At 56.1% G+C, this 17251-nt stretch carries 20 protein-coding genes; 13 read left to right on the top strand and 7 right to left on the bottom strand.

The features are described 5' to 3' along the window. The first annotated feature begins 188 nt into the window (after nucleotides 1-188). The 6 genes from SPG90_RS18140 to SPG90_RS18115 are packed head-to-tail and all read left to right on the top strand — an operon-like array spanning nucleotide 189 to nucleotide 6228. Nucleotides 189-791: a helix-turn-helix transcriptional regulator gene (locus SPG90_RS18140; RefSeq protein ID WP_023309863.1), complete on the top strand. Its 603-nt coding sequence runs from the start codon at nucleotides 189-191 to the stop codon at nucleotides 789-791. 53 nt (nucleotides 792-844) lie between these two features. Next, nucleotides 845-1429 carry a fimbrial protein gene (locus SPG90_RS18135; protein ID WP_023309862.1) on the top strand — a complete coding sequence of 195 codons (585 nt, stop codon included), beginning with the start codon at nucleotides 845-847 and terminating at the stop codon, nucleotides 1427-1429. A gap of 53 nt (nucleotides 1430-1482) precedes the next feature. Then, a complete protein-coding gene (locus SPG90_RS18130; RefSeq protein WP_248169705.1) occupies nucleotides 1483-2160 on the top strand; it encodes a molecular chaperone in 678 nt (225 codons plus the stop codon). Nucleotides 2161-2183: 23 nt separating this feature from the next. Then, on the top strand, nucleotides 2184-4709 hold the full coding sequence (locus SPG90_RS18125; protein WP_163354516.1) for a fimbria/pilus outer membrane usher protein: 2526 nt from the start codon (nucleotides 2184-2186) through the stop codon (nucleotides 4707-4709). Continuing rightward, on the top strand, nucleotides 4700-5218 hold the full coding sequence (locus SPG90_RS18120; RefSeq protein ID WP_163354517.1) for a fimbrial protein: 519 nt from the start codon (nucleotides 4700-4702) through the stop codon (nucleotides 5216-5218). The genes SPG90_RS18125 and SPG90_RS18120 overlap by 10 nt, the downstream gene beginning before the upstream one ends. Next, nucleotides 5218-6228: a fimbrial protein gene (locus SPG90_RS18115; RefSeq protein WP_322408270.1), complete on the top strand. Its 1011-nt coding sequence runs from the start codon at nucleotides 5218-5220 to the stop codon at nucleotides 6226-6228. The genes SPG90_RS18120 and SPG90_RS18115 overlap by 1 nt, the downstream gene beginning before the upstream one ends. A gap of 3 nt (nucleotides 6229-6231) precedes the next feature. Here SPG90_RS18115 and SPG90_RS18110 read toward each other — a convergent pair whose 3' ends face one another. Continuing rightward, nucleotides 6232-6756, bottom strand: a complete 525-nt coding sequence (locus SPG90_RS18110; RefSeq protein WP_008500115.1) for a lipocalin family protein — start codon at nucleotides 6754-6756, stop codon at nucleotides 6232-6234. A 117-nt stretch (nucleotides 6757-6873) separates the two neighbouring features. Between SPG90_RS18110 and SPG90_RS18105 the strand changes: the two genes are divergently transcribed. The 5 genes from SPG90_RS18105 to SPG90_RS18085 all read left to right on the top strand — a co-directional run bounded on the left by SPG90_RS18105 (nucleotide 6874) and on the right by SPG90_RS18085 (nucleotide 11391). Next, nucleotides 6874-7599, top strand: coding sequence for a MerR family transcriptional regulator (locus SPG90_RS18105; RefSeq protein ID WP_111964278.1), 726 nt, complete (start codon nucleotides 6874-6876; stop codon nucleotides 7597-7599). A gap of 99 nt (nucleotides 7600-7698) precedes the next feature. Next, on the top strand, nucleotides 7699-8109 hold the full coding sequence (gene uraH / locus SPG90_RS18100) for a hydroxyisourate hydrolase (protein ID WP_033147068.1): 411 nt from the start codon (nucleotides 7699-7701) through the stop codon (nucleotides 8107-8109). Nucleotides 8110-8211: 102 nt separating this feature from the next. Next, on the top strand, nucleotides 8212-9171 hold the full coding sequence (locus tag SPG90_RS18095; RefSeq protein ID WP_047173159.1) for a YbgA family protein: 960 nt from the start codon (nucleotides 8212-8214) through the stop codon (nucleotides 9169-9171). Between the two features lie 146 nt (nucleotides 9172-9317). Continuing rightward, nucleotides 9318-10406 carry an AAA family ATPase gene (locus SPG90_RS18090; protein ID WP_126303931.1) on the top strand — a complete coding sequence of 363 codons (1089 nt, stop codon included), beginning with the start codon at nucleotides 9318-9320 and terminating at the stop codon, nucleotides 10404-10406. 442 nt (nucleotides 10407-10848) lie between these two features. After that, nucleotides 10849-11391 carry a DUF4225 domain-containing protein gene (locus tag SPG90_RS18085; RefSeq protein WP_322408261.1) on the top strand — a complete coding sequence of 181 codons (543 nt, stop codon included), beginning with the start codon at nucleotides 10849-10851 and terminating at the stop codon, nucleotides 11389-11391. On the opposite strand, the gene SPG90_RS18080 is transcribed toward SPG90_RS18085, so the two are convergent. The 5 genes from SPG90_RS18080 to SPG90_RS18060 form a co-directional block, all read right to left on the bottom strand. Then, entirely contained in the window at nucleotides 11369-11698 is a 330-nt protein-coding gene (locus SPG90_RS18080) for a hypothetical protein (protein ID WP_023309852.1), read from the bottom strand. The two genes, SPG90_RS18085 and SPG90_RS18080, sit on opposite strands and share 23 nt — an antisense overlap. 216 nt (nucleotides 11699-11914) lie before the next feature. Then, nucleotides 11915-12901, bottom strand: coding sequence for a GlxA family transcriptional regulator (locus SPG90_RS18075; protein ID WP_045354685.1), 987 nt, complete (start codon nucleotides 12899-12901; stop codon nucleotides 11915-11917). A gap of 26 nt (nucleotides 12902-12927) precedes the next feature. Next, nucleotides 12928-13707, bottom strand: a complete 780-nt coding sequence (locus SPG90_RS18070) for an MBL fold metallo-hydrolase (protein ID WP_047743238.1) — start codon at nucleotides 13705-13707, stop codon at nucleotides 12928-12930. Nucleotides 13708-13829: 122 nt separating this feature from the next. Next, entirely contained in the window at nucleotides 13830-14630 is an 801-nt protein-coding gene (gene nlpA, locus SPG90_RS18065) for a lipoprotein NlpA (RefSeq protein WP_023309849.1), read from the bottom strand. A 147-nt stretch (nucleotides 14631-14777) separates the two neighbouring features. Then, complete coding sequence (locus tag SPG90_RS18060; RefSeq protein WP_045400413.1) at nucleotides 14778-15197, bottom strand: GNAT family N-acetyltransferase; 420 nt, start codon at nucleotides 15195-15197, stop codon at nucleotides 14778-14780. A 142-nt stretch (nucleotides 15198-15339) separates the two neighbouring features. Between SPG90_RS18060 and SPG90_RS18055 the strand changes: the two genes are divergently transcribed. Next, entirely contained in the window at nucleotides 15340-15636 is a 297-nt protein-coding gene (locus SPG90_RS18055) for a YicS family protein (RefSeq protein ID WP_023309843.1), read from the top strand. 45 nt (nucleotides 15637-15681) lie between these two features. On the opposite strand, the gene SPG90_RS18050 is transcribed toward SPG90_RS18055, so the two are convergent. Next, nucleotides 15682-16632, bottom strand: a complete 951-nt coding sequence (locus SPG90_RS18050) for a LacI family DNA-binding transcriptional regulator (RefSeq protein WP_126303935.1) — start codon at nucleotides 16630-16632, stop codon at nucleotides 15682-15684. A gap of 293 nt (nucleotides 16633-16925) precedes the next feature. Between SPG90_RS18050 and SPG90_RS18045 the strand changes: the two genes are divergently transcribed. Further along, a complete protein-coding gene (locus SPG90_RS18045) occupies nucleotides 16926-17240 on the top strand; it encodes a PTS sugar transporter subunit IIB (RefSeq protein WP_126303937.1) in 315 nt (104 codons plus the stop codon). Nucleotides 17241-17251: the final 11 nt, after the last annotated feature.

The following is a 17251-nucleotide window of genomic DNA, read 5'->3' as shown; positions in this document are numbered from 1 at the left end:
GTTCAGCGAGGAGAAATTGACGCTACACCTAAACCGTACTTAAAACAAATTAAGATTAATTCAGGTTACCTCTTTTACGCCCTGAGTATAGTGGGCTCACACCGTGCAATGCTTAATTGCTTCGAAAATACAGGCATCGTTCTGCCAGACAGACGAGTCTCATTACAATTATAAATCGAGGGAATGACATGGCGAATAAGCTCAACAACACACGTCATTTAAATATCGCGCTATTGGGTGGAGATCACTTTGCGCGCCAGGGGATCGCCGCGTTATTAAAAAATATTGTCCCGGCTATGCAGATTACGGCATCGATCGATAATTACGCGGAGATCGAAACGATACTCGCGGCCGCACCTGTAGACGTGATTTTTTTATCCGGCATGGAGAAATATCACGCGGGATATGACTGCCTGAAATATATCAGGAAGATGAAAGTCCTTTATCCCGACGTACTTATTTGCATGTATTCCGCACCGGCAAATTCCTGGCTGTGGATACGCGGTGAAATAGACGCCTATCTCTCGCTGCAGGACCCGCTTTATCACTGGCGAGCCAGCGTATTAAAAATGGTCGATAGCCGTTATCGCCCAATAAAAAAACCCACGGCGTTATCGCTGACGCCGGGTGAATGGAGGGTATTGAAGGAACTGCGAAAGGGTCTGGATATGCGTTACATCGCCGAAACAGAGCAGCTTTCTTACCGTCGTGTCAGCGCGTTAAAAAGCTCAGCGATAAGAAAACTCGGGCTCAGGAACAAGACAGATTTGCTGGTCTTTTTAACCAGTTAGACCTGCTGCTTTCAGAGCAAATCTCGACATAACACCATAATGGAATCAGGACAATGAAAGCTCAATTCAATAATAAAACGCTGCTCGCGATCGCTATCGCGGCATTACTGCCAGCGGGCACGGCCCTGGCTGCCGGCACCAGCGGCGGCACGGTGAACTTTAGCGGCAAAGTGGTGACTTCCGCCTGCGCCATCAGCGCAGGAAGCGCCAACATTGACGTGGATATGGGTGAAGTGCGTACCGCAACGCTGGCGACCGCCGGCAGCGAAGCCAGCACGGCAAAAGCGTTTGCCATCACCCTGGAAGATTGCGAAATCGCCGATACCTCAGCCTCTACGGATGAGAACCCGATTGCCGCCACAACCGTGGCCGTCACCTTCACCGGCACGCCGGACACTTCCGATGTTAATAGCTTGTCCGTCGGGGCAAACGGCAGCGCCAACTCTGCGCAAAACGTGGCTATTCGCCTTTATGACGAGCAGGGCAACGTGGTGAAGCTGGGTGAACCCGCTTCGGCCATCCCTCTGCGTAAGGGTGCCAACACCCTGAACTTCAGCGCGAAATATTACTCGCCGAAGGGCGGCGCCACCGCGGGTGATGCCAGCGCCGTCGCAACCTACACAGTGACCTATTCGTAATCTTCAGACCCGGTCTGCGAGCCGGGCCTGTCTTATCTTTCAGGAGTAACACTATGCGCGTAAACACATGGATTTGCCTGGCGGGCGCGTTATGTTCCTCCGCCGTCTATGCCGGCGGCGTGGGGCTGGGCGCAACGCGATTGGTCTACTCCAGCGCCACCAGCCAGGCCATGATGCAGGTGAGAAACACCCATCCCGACGCCACGTTCCTCATCCAGTCGTGGATGGAGAATGAGAAAGGCGAACGTACCAACGACTTCGCGATCACGCCGCCGCTGTACGTCATGAAACCGGCCAGCGAAAGCGCGGTGAAAATCATGTTTAACGGCAAAGCCCTGCCAGAGGATCGGGAGACGCTCTACTGGATGACGGTCAAAGCCATCCCCCAGCAGGCGAAAAGCGGCGCCGGGAATACGCTGCAGTTTGCATCGGCTAACCGCATCAAGGTCTTTTATCGCCCCGAGGGACTCAGTGAGACCCCGGGAGAGGCGTGGAAAAAACTGGCCGGTGCCTACCGTGCCGGAAAAGTGACGCTCAGTAACCCAACGCCGTACTACCTCACCACCATCAACGTGAAAATTGACGGTATGCCGGTGCAGCCGGTGATGGTGCCCCCGAAAGGCAGCGTGACGCTGGCTGAACGCTTCAGCCACGCGAGCAGCATGAGCTATCAAACCATTAACGATTACGGGGCATGGACCCCCGCCACGCGCGCGTCGTTATCCCAATAATAAAAACAGTAAGGCGTGACCACGTGAAAATAAAAATCCTGTGCGCCACGGTGATCTCCCTGGTGATTCGGCAAGCCGTGGCTGCTGAAAGCGAGCTGCAATTTAATCCCGCGTTCCTCAACGGCGAGAGCGCAAACAGCGCCGATCTCGCCTGGGTCAACGCCGGGAGCGCGTTGCCGCCGGGTGATTACAATCTCAACGTGTATATCAATACGAATTATGCGTTCACGGGTAACGTCACGTTCCGCCTTGCTGAAGACAGCACGGGTGAAGCGCTGCCCTGCCTCACGCCTGAACAATTCGCCGCGCTGGGCATCGATAGCCATCAGGCGAAGGGCGGCGGCCTGCCGCTGGCGCAGCGCTGCATCTTCTTAACGAAGGCGTTTGCGGATACGCAGTTTGACCTGGACCAGAAGACGCTCACCCTGAGCTTCACCGTACCGCAGAGTGCGATGCGAAATTTGCCGCGCGGGTACGTCAGCCCGGAAAGCTGGGAGGCGGGCATTCCTGCCGCGTGGCTGAATTACGTGGTCAATGGCTCGAACAATGAGTATCGCGGCGAGACGCGCACGCGGGAGCAGCAGCTGTTTGCGAGCCTCAACAGCGGCGTCAACCTGGGCGCGTGGCGGCTACGTGATTTCACCACGTGGACCAAAGACAGCAATGAGCTTACCCACGTGCAGACCTGGCTGCAGCGCGATATTCACGCCCTGCGCGCGCAGGTGTATGCCGGGGAAACGTACACCTCGGCGCAGGTGTTCGACTCCGTGGGCCTGCGCGGTATCGCCCTGAAAACCGATGACAACATGCTGCCCGCAAGCCTCAGCGGCTATGCGCCTGAAGTCCGGGGCATCGCGCGCAGCAACGCCACGGTCACGGTTCGTCAGAACGGCAACATCATCTATCAAACCTCCGTCCCGCCGGGGGCGTTTGTGCTGAAAGATCTCTACCCGACCTCCTCGGGAGGCGATCTGGCGGTCACCATTCAGGAGAACGACGGCAGCAAAACGCAATACACGCTTCCCTTTGCCAGCGTGCCGAACCTGGTGCGTAACGGACAGGTGAAATATGCTCTCGGCGCCGGGAAATACCGTCCGACGGGCAATCAGGACGCGCCCTCTTTCGCGCAGGGCGAGCTGTTCTACGGCTGGCGATACGGCCTGACGTTTTACGGCGGGGCGCAGTTTGCCGATCGCTATAACGGCCTGGCCCTCGGGTTTGGGCAAAACCTTGGCCGCTTTGGCGCCTATTCCATCGACCTGACCCACGCCCGCAGCCAGCTGGCGGACGATCGGCACTATACCGGTGATTCGGTGCGCCTACGCTACAGCAAGCTGCTGAACGACATTGGCACGCGGGTTAACTTCTTCTCGCTGCGCTACTCCACGAAAGGGTTTTATACCCTCAGCGACACCACGTACAAAGGGATGTCGGGCGGATCGCCAAAGCAGACGGTGGAAGACGATGGCACCGTCACCACCCATTACGACACCGTGTACAACCTGCGCATGTCGCGCAAGGCAAAAAACCAGCTGCTGCTGTCGCAGCCGATGGGACAATATGGCTCGCTGTCACTGTCGTGGGATCAGCAGACCTACTGGAACACGTCAAATACCACGCAAAGCCTGCAGTTTGCGTGGAACGCCACTTTTCGCAACGTGTCGCTTGGCGTCAGCGTCCAGCGAAGCTCGAGCCTGTATGACGACAAGAAAGATAACATCCTGTCGATGTCGATTTCGGTCCCGCTGGGCAACCCGACGCTGTCGACCCGTGCGCGCTTTACCACGACCCATGCGGACTCCACCGGCACCACCACCAGCACGGGCGTGAGCGGCTACCTGCCGGGTGAGGAGAATCTGTTCTACAGCGTCAACCAGCGCTACAGCTCCCGACAGCACTACGGCGGCGATGCCACCCTGCAGTACGAAGGCGCGTGGGGAGACTACAACCTGGGCTACAGCTACGCCAGCGACTCCCGCAACCTCAGCTACGGCATCAGCGGCGGGGCGGTAGTGCATGAAGATGGCCTGACGCTGAGCCAGCCGCTTGGAAATACCAACATTCTGGTAAAAGCGCCGGGAGCCAGCAACGTCGCCGTGCTTAACCATAAGGGCATCAAAACGGACAGCCGGGGCTACGCGGTGATCCCGTATGCCACGCCGTATCGCGTCAACCAGGTCGCGCTGGACGTGACGACCGCCGGCAATGACGTGGAGCTGGAAAACGCCATCGCCAACAAAACGCCTACCGACGGTGCCCTGGTTCGCGCCACCTTCACCACGCACCAGGGGGCAAAAGCGATGTTTATCGTGCGTCACGGCAACGACGTGCTCCCCTTCGGCACGCTGGTCTCGCTCGATGATGACAAAACCAGCGGCATCGTTGGCGATGGCGGCAGCCTGTATCTCTCCGGTTTGTCAGAGAAGGGCACGCTGAACGCCGTGTGGGGCCGCGGCAGCCGCCAGCGCTGCGCCATTACCTACGCCTTAAACAAGCAGAACTATAACGCCCGCACCGGTCTTTATTCTCAGGAGGTGGTATGTCAGTAACGCTTCGGATCGGCTGCATTGCGCTGCTGCTGGTCTTCACGCTCCCCGTTCGCGGCTACGACGTGCTGGTTTCCGTCACCGGCAATTTGATCGGCAACACCTGCGTGGTAGCGCAGGACTCCGGGGAGCAAAACGTGCCGCTGGGCACCATTGGTATAAAACAGTTCAGCCGCGCCGGGGCCGTGAGCAATATCAAAACGCCCTTCACGCTGAGGCTTGAAGCGTGCGGGCCAACCTTTGCTGGCGTAAAAATTCGCTTCAGCGGTACGCCGGATGATGTCAACCCGCAGCTGCTGAAAATTGCCGACGGTGGCGCTACCGGCGTGGCGGTGCAGATCCTCGATAAAGAGAGCGTACTCATTCCCCTGAATACAAAGACCGCAGCCTACGGAACCGCGGGGGATGACAGCGTACAGATGACCTTCTACGCGCAGCTGGTTGCCACCGCTACGCCGGTGAGCGCCGGTGATGTGTCAGCCCTCGCCACCTGGACAACGGAGTATCTATGATGCGTTTAGCGTTTCTTCTCAGCGGATTACTTTTCTGCGCCAGCGTGCAGGCGCTGGACTGGAAATCGGACATTACGCTCTCCCCTCAGCCGATGACCTACAGCGGGCCGGCGGATTCCGTGGTGCCGGGCAGCATTATCGGCTCGACATGGAGCGCCACCGCCAGCGTGCAGCAGGTGTTCTGGTGCGGGATTGTTTTTACCTGCAACAAAGGCACGCTGCAGCCCAGCAGCAGCGCCATCACGAGCGGTGCGACGGTCACCGTCGACGGGGTGAACTACACCGTTTTTGAGACCGGCGTACCGGGCGTGGGGTATATCATCGGGCTGAAGGATTTTAAGGGAACAAAATACATTCCCCTGCAAACCGGTATCACGCAAAGCTACCCGGCAGAGGGCACCAGCGGGTTTGCTCAGGATCTGGGCTGGTCGGCAAAGGTCACCTTTATTAAAACCGGTGCCGCCCTGAAATCCGGCGTCTATAACATCCCGACCATCAACGCCGCGGTGCTCACCGCCTATAACAACGAGACGAAAACGGCGCAGGTGATTATCAGCCCGACCACCATCACGGTGACCGCCAGCGGGTGTACGGTCGGTAGCAAAAACGCCAGCGTGGCGCTGGGCACCATTGATATTCGCACTCTGCCCACGGTGGGAAGCACGTCGCCATCGGGAACGTTTACCGTCGGCCTGACCTGCGACGCGAACGTGGCGGTTCACGCCGTGATGACCGATCAGACCACGCCGTCGAACACCTCGTCGGTGGTGACGCTGACCGGAGACTCAACGGCGTCCGGCGTTGGGGTGCAGTTTTTCTACAACGGCAGCGGGCCGCTGACGATGGGGCCGGACAGCTCGGCCGCGGGTGCGACCGGCCAGTTCTTTATCCAGAGCACCACGGCGGCGCAGACGCTCACGCTACCGTTCCAGGCGCAGTACATCCGAACCGGTGAACTGGTCCCCGGCTCGGCCAACGCGCTGGCCAGCATTACGTTTTCCTACCAGTAGGGACTATTGCTTCACCCACACCAGCTGGTCAACCCGGAAGCCCAGACTGCGCGCGGTGTTCAGGTAATCCTGCTTCACCGCATCCGGGATGGTCGGCGTGCGCGACAGGATCCACAGGTAATCGCGGTTCGGGCCGCTGACCAGCGCGTACTGGTACTTATCGTCCAGCCTGATCACGTTGTAGCCGCCGTAGAACGGGCCGAAGAAGGAGACCTTCAGCGCGGCAGTGGTCGGTTCGCCGGTAAAGTACGCTTTCCCCTCGCTCTCGTTCCACTTGTTCTTCACCGGATCGTAGCCCCGGTTGAGTACGCTAATACCGCCGTCGCTGCGTTTGCCGTAGGTGGCGGTTACCTGCTCCAGCCCGCGTTCAAAGCGGTTTTCCAGCCGGGCGACTTCGTACCATTTGCCAAGATAGCGGCTGGCTTCGAAGTTGGTGATAGGCTGCACGCCTTTCGGCGGCGTAGGGGATTTACAGGCGACCAGCGTCAGCGCAATGGCAACACCGGTCACAACAGGCCATAGCTTCATGAGAATTCCTTTCATTTGCACGGTTGGATGTTAAGTGTAGTGCACCGTTTCGGCGCTTCATCCCGTTCGGGAAAATTCGTAGTATATTGAGAGTATTCCTCCACTCTGGACACGGACATGGCTTACTCCATCGGCGAATTCGCCAGACTCAGCGGCATCACCGCCACCACCCTGCGGGCGTGGCAGCGTCGCTATGGTTTACTCAAGCCACAGCGCACGGAAGGCGGCCACCGCCAGTACAGCGACGAGGACGTCCAGCAGGCGCTAAAAATTCTCGACTGGGTCAAAAAAGGCGTCCCGATCGGCCAGGTCAAACCGCTGCTGGAACGCCCGACGCCGGGACGGACCAACAACTGGCAAACCCTCCAGCAGAACATGCTGCAACGCCTGCAGGACGGCAAGGTCGAGTCTCTGCGCCAGATGATTTACGACGCCGGACGCGAGTACCCAAGGCCAGAGCTGGTCGCGAACGTGCTGCGCCCGCTGCGCAGCCAGGTCTCGGCCAATGTCGCCGCCGCCATGACCCTGCGCGCGATCCTCGACGGCATCATCATGGCCTACACCTCGTTTTGCCTCGAAGGCGATAAAAAAGCGCCGGGCGATAATATTCTGCTCAGCGGCTGGCACCTGAACGACCCGTGCGAGATCTGGCTCGAAGCCCTAACGCGCACCGGCCAGGGCCACCGCATCGACATCCTGCCGGTTCCGCCTGACGCGCTGGCACCGGAAATTTTCCCGGAGCGTAAATGGCTTCTGGTCACCAGCGGCAAGCTCACCGCCGCGCGGAAAAAGCAGGTGGAGCAGTGGCAGCAGCAGGTATCGCTTGAAGTAATTATCCTCTGATCATTTTCTCCTGCGGGAATCTTCACGAAAAGTTGAATATTTTCCCGCGCCGCAGATGCTAACGTTTTCCTGTGACGTATAACTCCACAGGAAAACACCATGAAAAAAACTGCCCCTCTGCTGATCCTGGCCTCGATGGCCTTTGCCCCTGCCGCCTTTAGCGCCCCTGCCGGCACGCTGAGCGTCCACATTCTCGACCAGCAAACCGGGATGCCGCCATCGGACGTGACCGTTACGCTGGAGAAACAGCAGCAGGACAAATGGACCCCGATCGCCAGCGGCAAAACCGACCACGACGGCCGCATCAAATCGCTCTATCCGCAGGATCAGGACATGCAGCCTGGCGTGTATAAAGTGACCTTCAAAACCGCAGAGTACTTCCACGGCAAAAAGCTGGACTCCTTCTTCCCGGAGATCCCGGTGCTGTTTACCGTGACCCGCACCAACGAGAAGCTGCACATCCCGCTTCTGCTGAGCCAGTACGGTTACTCGACCTACAAGGGTAGTTAAGACGAGTTGATTTTAAAGGAATAAAAAAAATAGTTCCGCTAATACTTGGACAAATTAGTCATGTTGTGTAAGTTTTAATTATATGAACGGGAGGACTACACCATGACAACGAAACCTGTGCTCGGTATTAGCGGATGTTTGACCGGATCCGCCGTTCGCTTTGACGGCGGACACAAGCGTATGGGCTTCGTCATGGATGAGCTGGCCCAGTGGGTGAATTTCAGGCCCGTCTGCCCGGAAATGGCTATCGGTCTGCCGACGCCTCGCCCGGCCATACGCCTGACGCTGACGGACAGCGGCGAAACGCAGCTCCGTTTCAGCAAACCGCCTCATGATGACCTCACGCAGAAAATGGCCGAGTTCACGGCGGACTATCTGCCAAAAATCGGCGATCTGTCGGGATTTATCGTCTGTGCAAAATCCCCAAGCTGCGGCCTGGAACGCGTGCGGCTGTACGATGAAAACGGCAACCGGGGCCGCAAGGAGGGCGTCGGGCTGTTCACCGCCGCCCTTCTTGAAACCTACCCGTGGCTGCCCGTCGAGGAAGACGGTCGGCTGCACGACCCGGTGCTGCGGGAAAACTTTATCGAGCGGGTATTTGCCCTGCACGAGCTAAACACGCTGCGCGCTAAAGGTCTCACGCGACGTGGGCTGCTGGATTTCCACAGCCGCTATAAATTGCAGCTGCTGGCGCACCATCAGGCGGGCTACCGTGAAATCGGCCCGTTCGTTGCCTCGCTGCACGAGTGGGAAGACCTGGACGCCTTCTTCGTGGCGTACCGGGAAAAGCTGATGACCATTCTGAAGAAACCCGCCTCGCGGAAGAATCACACCAACGTGCTGATGCATATTCAGGGGTATTTCCGTAACCAGCTCAACACCCGCCAGCGCGGCGAGCTGCGCGACGTGATCCTGCACTATCGCAACGGACAGTTGCCAATCCTCGCCCCGATCACGCTGCTGAAGCACTACCTGGCCGAATACCCCGACCGGTATCTGATGACGCAAAACTACTTTGATCCCTATCCTGATGATTTGGGTCTGCGTCTGGCAGTCAAGTGATGAAAAAAATGCGAAGGCCCCATTGACCCATAGAGGCCCAAAGCAGTACCCCGTTTAGACGACATCCTCACTGTCGTCTCTTTTTTGCATTTCATCTCAAAGACTGTGATTATATACAGGCCTATTCTGCAAAAAGGGGCCTGCATGTGATCCACACCCTGCACATTCAAAACTACCGCTCCATCCGCGACATGTCGCTGGAGCTGGAGCAGCTCAACATCGTCTTCGGCCCGAACGGCACCGGGAAATCCAATATCTACAAGGCGATACATCTGATGCACAGCGCCGCTCAGGGGCAGTTTTCCCAGGCGCTGGCGAACGAGGGCGGCATTCTGAAGGTGTTCTGGGCAGGCAAAACCCGCAGCGACCAGCTGCGGCGGATGAACCTCGCGGTGGAAACAGAGACCTACGAATACGAGCTGCAGGTCGGGTTTGTGGAGAAGCTGCCCTATCCCTCGCAGTTTCAGCTCGACCCGGTGATCAAAGAGGAGTCCATCTGGCTGAGCGGCCAGCACCGTCGTCCTTCGTCACAGCTGATGAAGCGTAAGAACCAGGCGGTGTTTCTGAACAACGTGCATCACGAGAAGGTGACCCACAGCGGCACGCTGTACGAGAACGAATCGGTATTCGGACAGCTCGGCGAACCACACCTTTACCCGGAAGTGTCGCAGATGCGCGAGTCCCTGCGTAACTGGCGCTTTTATCATGAGTTTTCTGTATCAATCGGCTCGGCGATGCGGGCCCCGCAGGTCGGTTTCCGTTCCCCGGTGCTGGCCAGCGACGGTGCAAACCTGGCGGCCGCGTTTCAGACTATCGTCGAGATTGGCGACGAGCTGCTGCTGATGCGCATCCTCGACCAGGCCTTCCCCGGCTGCGTGTTTTACAGCGACAACGCTGGCGGACGTTTTCGCATGATGATGCAGCGCGAAGGTCTAAGCAGGCCGCTGGAACCGGCGGAGTTCTCCGACGGCACCCTGCGCTTTCTGTGCCTGGCGGTAGCGCTGTTAAGCCCGCGCCCACCGGCGTTTATCGCGTTGAACGAACCTGAAAACAGCCTGCACCCGCAGATGCTGCCCGCGCTGGCGAGCTTAATTGCCGAGGCCAGCCGCTACTCGCAGATCTGGCTCACCAGCCACTCGCCGGAGCTGGCGAAGTTGATTGAGAAGCAGAGGTCGTTTTCGCTGTATCAGCTATCGATGGTTGAGGGGGAGACGAAGGTGGAGAGGCTGGGGTAGTTCTTTATATCTCACTTTCCCTGCCTTCAATGACTATTCTTTCGGTAGCCACCAACGACGAAAATGATTTTCGCCGGGATATGCCTTTGGCGCTTGCTGGCTCGCGATACATGCCCCAATTTATTGTTGCCAGTTTCTGCTGGAAGGATAATCTGTAAATATTAGTTATCAGATGAGAAAATTTAAATGGATATTGCACTTTTCCCTGGTCAAAACGCCCGTGCATGGGCTGAAACAATGATAAATCTTGAAGCCCGGAAGCTTATCAATACTGCGAATATTGTCGGAGGGCAACATCTCAGCGATGGACTCGCACGGATTAAGTTTATGGATGATATTCGGCAGTTTGTGATGCAACAATTTAGCGCTACCCGGGCGGCCAGAAGTCATGAGGAGTGCATGGAATGCCTGAAAAACATCCGGACAGAGAACGAAAGTCTTCTTGATCAAAGCAGAATGCTTCGCTCACGTACAGCTCAGCTTTTTGCTCAGATTGAACTGGTTAAAGAAAATAACAAAGTCGTCGGTTATGTTATCTCGTCGATTAAGGCTTTCAGGATTACAGATTGTTGCAGGTGTAGGTGCAATGATGACAATGAACCCAGTGGGTGCGCTTGCAGGAGCGATTCTGGTTATGGATGGTGCAAATGCCATTTCAAAAGAAATTAACAGAACGCTTCAACATCAACCAAATTCCGAAGGAATGCTGGCAGATGGCGTCATGGATATCGCTCAGTTTATGGGATTTAAACGTGAATCAGCACTGGGAGTATTTAACAGCGTAAGCCTGGCCGCAAGCGTCTATACGGTATTTGGCGCCATCCGAAAACCCGAATCATGGCGTCTGTTTCGCTATCTCCCGCTGGATTTCTACCGCAAGGTTGACGGAATGAATCGCGCAGCGCTCACTATGAAAATTGCCGGCTGGGGTGTGTCTGCAAAAGTCTCGTTTGATTTAATTTCTAATGCGTCTGGCCAGAACTAATGTATTTCTTTCTGTAGCGCCAGGCTTTGTAGGTAATGACCGGCGGTTGAAAAAACCAGACAATCACCAACACGATGAAAAGAGAAATGCCTCCGGAAACAATATTGTAATGCTCAGCGAAAAAAAGAAGCGCCAGAAAAATCAAAGCCACAACCGCAGTAAGAAACAGAACCATGATAAATCGCTTACCTAACTCAAGTACTACCTCGAGCAAGGATGAACCATAACGGCTAATGTTCCGGTTCAGATACGCTAATTCTTTTACGGTGAAACCTGATTCTAGTAACTGCGTTTCAATATTGTTCATGCCACTACCTTTTCTCTGGAAAGTAACGTGGAATATCTTAACCGGAAGAGAGGCGTCTTGTAACCATTCTGATGCATCAGCATTAAACAGCAAAAATCAGGATCACGCTAAAAAGACACTGGCGGCTAAAGTAAAAAAACAAAAGATTACGGGATTTAAGACGCGCTCGTCAGGGACGTTCGTAACCATCAACAAATAGATGCCGCCCACGGCTTTTCACTCCAGCGCAACAGAATTATCATTTTCTGAAGACGGCTGAATGCGAAACGTCTTTCGCCACTCCGCCGGACTGACCCCAAAACGCGCCTTAAACTGCTGTCGCCAGGTGACGGCGGAATTAAATCCCACCAGCTCGGCCACGCGCTCAATCGGCATATTTCCGGCTTCAAGCAGGATCTGGCTGCGCCGCAGGCGTTCGGCGGTCAGCCAGTCGGAGACGCTCATTCCCGTGGCTTTAATAAAATGGCGGGTCAGGGTGCGGCGGCTCATCGAAACCACCTCTGCCAGCGAGTCCAGGCTATGCGGTTCGGTGATGTGCTGCTGAAGATAATCGATCAGACAGTTAATACGTCCGTCGCGGGTATCTTTGGGTACCGGCTGGGCGATGAACTGCGCCTGCCCGCCTTCGCGGTAGGGCGGAACAATCATCCGGCGGGCAATCTGGTTGGCAACCACGCTGCCAAAGCGCTGGCGAATGATATACAGGCAGCAGTCCAGCGCAGCCGCCGTTCCAGCAGAGGTGATGATATTGCCGTCATCCACGTAAAGGGCATTAATATCCAGCTGAACGTACGGGAAAAGCGACTGGAACTGATGCTCGAACTCCCAGTGGGTGGCCGCACGTTTGCCGTCGAGGAGCCCCGCCCAGGCCAGCACAAACGACCCCAGACACAGCCCGACGATTTCCGCGCCGTTGTCTCTCGCCTGCACCAGGCTGTCGAGCAGCGTCTGGGGCGGTCGTTCAAGGACGTGCTGCCAGTAGGGAACGACAACAATATCGGCCTGGCCAATGGCGGTGTAATCCTGCGTGGCGTTGAGGGCAAATCCGTCTTTTGAGGTGAGAAAACCCGGCGTTTCGGCGCAGATCGTCACGTTAAAGCGCTTTTCGCCGGAGACCGAATCGCCAAACAGAATGCAGGGAACGGAGTAGTGGAACGGGCTGAACCCGTCTACCGCGACAATCGCGACGTTGATTAGCGACATCTGTCTCTCCTTTCCCTTTAACGCACTCAGAATATAACGGTTTCGCCATCCTGGGGAATGCTCACCGCGTCACTCACCTGATTGGCTTCAACGTACTCACGCAGCGCGCTGCGGGTCAACAGGCAGTGGTTAATCGCCTCCATATGGATTGCCACAATGTTGGCCTGCGGCAGCAGGAAATGAACGTTGAGCACATCCTCCTGCCCCATAATAATGGGCCCAAAACCAATGACGTGGGCATAGCCCGCGTTCAGCACCACCACGTCCGGCTGGTGCTTTTGCAGGTCGGCCGCCACTTCGTCACGCCAGATGGTATCCCCGGCAAGATAAAGCGTCTTCTCATCGGGATGACGCAGCACCACGCCGCAGGCCTCACCCAGCCGCTCCGCCAGCTCCGGCACGGCGTAAGCGCGATCGGTGCCGTGCTGCCCGCCGTGGGTTTTCGTAATCTGAATATCGCCGAAGAAGGTCGCGTCGGTCATGACCGTCAGGTTGCTGAATCCCTGGCTTCGCAGCAGCGCGGCGTCACGATCGTTTTGCACGTAGATCGGTTTGTCTTTGGCGATCAGCTCCGCCGCGGCGCGATCCCAGTGATCGTCATGGGTATGGGTGACGATCACCGCGTCAGCATCCAGCAGCGTGTTGACGTCAACGGGGAGTTCGACAGTCGGGTTACGGCGTTCGGCATACGCCGTACCGGGAAAGCCCGGATAAGCCCCCTTCGGGGCCAGCATCGGGTCGATTAAAAGACGTTTTCCGGCGTAGGTAATCAGCTGGGTGGCGTTGCGAATATGGGTAATGTTCATGGGCTATCCTCCGGTTGGTGTGATAAGGAGGATAGCCAGCCGTCACAATTGACGCTGTGGGTTAAAGGGCGATTACCGATGGAATCGGGCCAAGTTAAGCAACCCGTTTTCCGTCAGATCGTTTACCAGCCCGGCACCGCCCCGCCGTTAAAGATCGTCTCCGCCGCTTTCGCTACCTCAGGCGATTGATACGACTGGATAAATTCCTTCACGTTCTCCGCGTCTTTGTTGTCTTCGCGCGTCACCACAATGTTCACGTACGGCGAGTTTTTATCCTCAATAAAGACGCTGTCATGCACCGGCGACAGCCCTGTTTGCTGAATATAGGTAGTGCTGATGATGGCGACATCCACTTTCGGGTCGTCCAGCACGCGCGGCAGCTGTGCCCCTTCCAGCTCCATAATTTTCAGCTGTTTAGGGTTGGCGGTAATATCCAGCGCCGTCGGCAGCAGCCCGGTGTCCGGCTTCAGGGTAATGAGCTTCTCCTTTTGCAGCAGCAACAGCGCGCGGCCAAGGTTGGTCGGGTCGTTTGGAATGGCAATGGTCGCCCCGTCCTTCAGGTCAGAGACGGATTTGATTTTGCGGGAATAGCCGGCCATCGGAAAAACAAAGGTGTTCGCCACGGCCACCAGCTTGTAGTTATGCGCCTTGTTATCCTCAGCGAGGAACGGGCGATGCTGGAAGACGTTAGCATCCAGTTCCCCTTGGTTGGTGGCATCGTTAGGCAACAGCGAGCCGCTGAAGCCCACCAGCTCCACGTCCAGGCCATATTTCTCTTTTGCCACCTTTTTGGCAACTTCCGCTACGTCCTGTTCAGCGCCGTTGATGACGCCCACTTTAATGTGTTTGGCATCGCTGCCACTTTGATCGCACCCTGCCAGCAGCAGGCCAGCAAGTACCAGAGCACCCAATCGACGTTTCACAAGACAGTTCCTTTTGCTAAATGTTGTAGTGACTATATCGACAACGAGGCGGTGAAATAAAAACCGAAAAAGAATCAATAAGAAGGATAAGTTATATGCGGGTATTGCCGGGTGGCGCTGCGCTTACCCGGCCAACAGATTCCGAGCTTAAAGCGCTTTCGCCAGGTAATGTCGCTGCATGCCCGGGTACGGATAATCCTGCAAAGACATCTGCAACTGGTACCCCTGTTTTTCATAGAACGGACGCGCCTGGAAGCTGGCGGTATCGACCAGCGCGTGTTTGCAGCCTTTGCGTCTGGCTTCCTCTTCGGCCGCTTTGATAAGCTGACTGCCCACGCCGGATCCGCGCACGGCATCGCTCACCCAGAGAAAGTCGATATTCAGCCAGTCGCCTTTACGCACCCCAATTAGCCCGCCGAGCATGACGCCTTTATCATCCCGCACGTAAACGCCTATATCCCCGCTGAAGGTGGATAGATCCAGAAACTGCGCATTGTAGGCTCTCAGGCCCGTGAGTAACTCTTCTTTTTCCTGCGCCGTAACCGCACGAGTAATGCTCAGCTGCATATTTTTATCTCCTTGTTATCTGTGCCGCTTCACTATCTCACACAGATCTCCTGGAGAAAATTCATACTTTCGGCTGGCGTCGCTACACTGAATGTAACGATATATTTCATGGGAAGCATGTGACTTCTAAAAGGGGGTTGTGATGAAAGCTGCGCACCTGGTCTGCCTGCTGGTTTGTCTGCTCTTCGCCGCGTTTGTCCATGCTCAGGAAAAGGATGACCCCGCGAAAGAGGCGCAAATAAAGCAGCAGGTCCTTAAAGATATTAAGAAAACCTGTACGCCACAGAAAAAGCAGAGCGATAAAGCCTGGCAGGAGATGATTTTGTCGTCCGAGGCCAATCAGCTGCTGATCAAAAATGCCATCACCGCCGTTAAGCGCGACAACCTGGATGCCTACTGGGGGGCGATTGGCCAAGTGGATTGTATGGAAGATTATTGAGTTCCCGCCGGGTGGCGCTGCGCTTACCCGGCCTGGAAAACATTTTTAACGCTTCCGCATGTCCGGAATAATCAAATCCCCGCGCAGAACATAGGACCCGAGCATCTGCGTTTTCTCCGTCAGCCAGCTCACAATCCGCGCCGCCATCGCGTCCATGGAATATTCAATCGCCGGGATCACCGGAATACCCGGCAGGTGCAGCGATCCGGCCAGGCTGAAGACCATGATGTCGTCCGGCACCGATTTGTTAAACGCCTGCAGCTGCGGGATCACCCGCTGGGCTTCCTGCTCGTCTGCCACCAGCAGCGCGTTGAAGTTCAGAGTACTGGCGTTATTAAGCAGCTCCTGTAGCGCAACGGACGAGGAGGTCGCGTCCATAAAGACCAGGCTGCGATTAAAGGGCAGGAAATTTTTCTCCAGCGCGTGCTTGTAGCCGAGCAGCACCTGATCGGCAAAACCGCTGCCGTGGGGGTGGATCAGCGCAATCTGGCGACGCCCCTGGCTGGTGAGGTAGTTACAGGCGGTCTCGGCGGCAAAGGCGTGATCGAACTGGATGCTGTTGGAATTATCAGTCTCCATGCAGTCCACCAGAATGACGTTTTCCATATCCACATCCAGCGGGAAACGGGCGCCAATCACCAGGATGTCATCGCACAGCCCGCAGGAGAGTTCTTCAAGGGCGTGCATCACTTCCGCTTTGCTGTGCGCGAAGCGCAGCAGGAGATGTTTTTGATGCTGGCTGAGCTGTTTTTCCAGCGCGTAGAGATAACCGGTGGTCTGGTTAATGTTTTCCTGCGCGCAAATTACCCCGATACAGCCCGTCGACTGGCTCAGCAGCGACTGGGCAATCACGTTAGGCCGGTAGTTCAGCTCATCCACCGCTTTTAATACGGCCTGACGGCTGGCTTCCTTAACGCCACGCGACCCGCTCAACACTCGCGATACCGTGGCTTTAGACACCCCGGCAAGACGTGATACATCATTGATTGTCGACATCTCTTTCCCCTGGCAGGCTTACCTCGCGCCTGCAAATTCCATGACCGCTTCGGCTCACATTATAGCCAGAACGGAGTATATCCGTTTCCGTTTTCCATGGAAACCGATTTTCCGTTTCCACTCAAAATGATGTCAAAACAGCCAAATTATGTGATGCACATCCGGTTAATTAGCCTCATAAGTAAGGGATCTTGATGGGTATCACACTTCTGTCTTTTATGAATGGAAACCGGTTTCCGTATCATGTCCAATCATCCTCGCAATAACTTTTTACATTTAGAGGATGGTTGTCGATGTTCAGAATTATGCTGTGCTGCTCTGCCGGGATGTCCACCAGCCTGCTGGTCAGCAAAATGATCGATGTCGCGAAAGAACGTGGTTTGCCGGTGAAGATTGATGCGTACGGTGTTTCCGAATTTGATACGCAGTTTCCGCAATACCAGGTTGTCCTTCTCGGACCGCAAGTGAAATACATGTTAAAGACACTCTCAGACAAGGCGGCTACGAAAGGCATTCCGGTGCAGCCCATCGATATGATGGACTACGGCATGCAGCGTGGCGATAAAGTACTGGACTATGCTCTGTCGCTCATCGAAGCGGCACACTAAAAGGTGTTCAC

Source organism: Enterobacter sp. D2 (assembly GCF_034427575.1).
GTDB lineage: Bacteria > Pseudomonadota > Gammaproteobacteria > Enterobacterales > Enterobacteriaceae > Enterobacter > Enterobacter cloacae_M.
This window is presented reverse-complemented; position numbering and strand designations above follow the sequence as displayed.

Excerpts from the sequence above, each read along its gene's own strand:
- SPG90_RS18045 (WP_126303937.1), top strand. The coding sequence starts at position 16,926 with ATGTTCAGAATTATGCTGTGCTGCTCTGCCGGGATGTCCACCAGCCTG.
- SPG90_RS18075 (WP_045354685.1), bottom strand. The coding sequence starts at position 12,901 with ATGTCGCTAATCAACGTCGCGATTGTCGCGGTAGACGGGTTCAGCCCG.
- SPG90_RS18070 (WP_047743238.1), bottom strand. The coding sequence starts at position 13,707 with ATGAACATTACCCATATTCGCAACGCCACCCAGCTGATTACCTACGCC.
- SPG90_RS18110 (WP_008500115.1), bottom strand. The coding sequence starts at position 6,756 with ATGAAGCTATGGCCTGTTGTGACCGGTGTTGCCATTGCGCTGACGCTG.
- SPG90_RS18120 (WP_163354517.1), top strand. The coding sequence starts at position 4,700 with ATGTCAGTAACGCTTCGGATCGGCTGCATTGCGCTGCTGCTGGTCTTC.
- SPG90_RS18135 (WP_023309862.1), top strand. The coding sequence starts at position 845 with ATGAAAGCTCAATTCAATAATAAAACGCTGCTCGCGATCGCTATCGCG.
- uraH (WP_033147068.1), top strand. The coding sequence starts at position 7,699 with ATGAAAAAAACTGCCCCTCTGCTGATCCTGGCCTCGATGGCCTTTGCC.
- SPG90_RS18105 (WP_111964278.1), top strand. The coding sequence starts at position 6,874 with ATGGCTTACTCCATCGGCGAATTCGCCAGACTCAGCGGCATCACCGCC.
- SPG90_RS18095 (WP_047173159.1), top strand. The coding sequence starts at position 8,212 with ATGACAACGAAACCTGTGCTCGGTATTAGCGGATGTTTGACCGGATCC.
- SPG90_RS18060 (WP_045400413.1), bottom strand. The coding sequence starts at position 15,197 with ATGCAGCTGAGCATTACTCGTGCGGTTACGGCGCAGGAAAAAGAAGAG.
- SPG90_RS18050 (WP_126303935.1), bottom strand. The coding sequence starts at position 16,632 with ATGTCGACAATCAATGATGTATCACGTCTTGCCGGGGTGTCTAAAGCC.
- SPG90_RS18130 (WP_248169705.1), top strand. The coding sequence starts at position 1,483 with ATGCGCGTAAACACATGGATTTGCCTGGCGGGCGCGTTATGTTCCTCC.
- SPG90_RS18115 (WP_322408270.1), top strand. The coding sequence starts at position 5,218 with ATGCGTTTAGCGTTTCTTCTCAGCGGATTACTTTTCTGCGCCAGCGTG.
- SPG90_RS18080 (WP_023309852.1), bottom strand. The coding sequence starts at position 11,698 with ATGAACAATATTGAAACGCAGTTACTAGAATCAGGTTTCACCGTAAAA.
- SPG90_RS18140 (WP_023309863.1), top strand. The coding sequence starts at position 189 with ATGGCGAATAAGCTCAACAACACACGTCATTTAAATATCGCGCTATTG.
- SPG90_RS18055 (WP_023309843.1), top strand. The coding sequence starts at position 15,340 with ATGAAAGCTGCGCACCTGGTCTGCCTGCTGGTTTGTCTGCTCTTCGCC.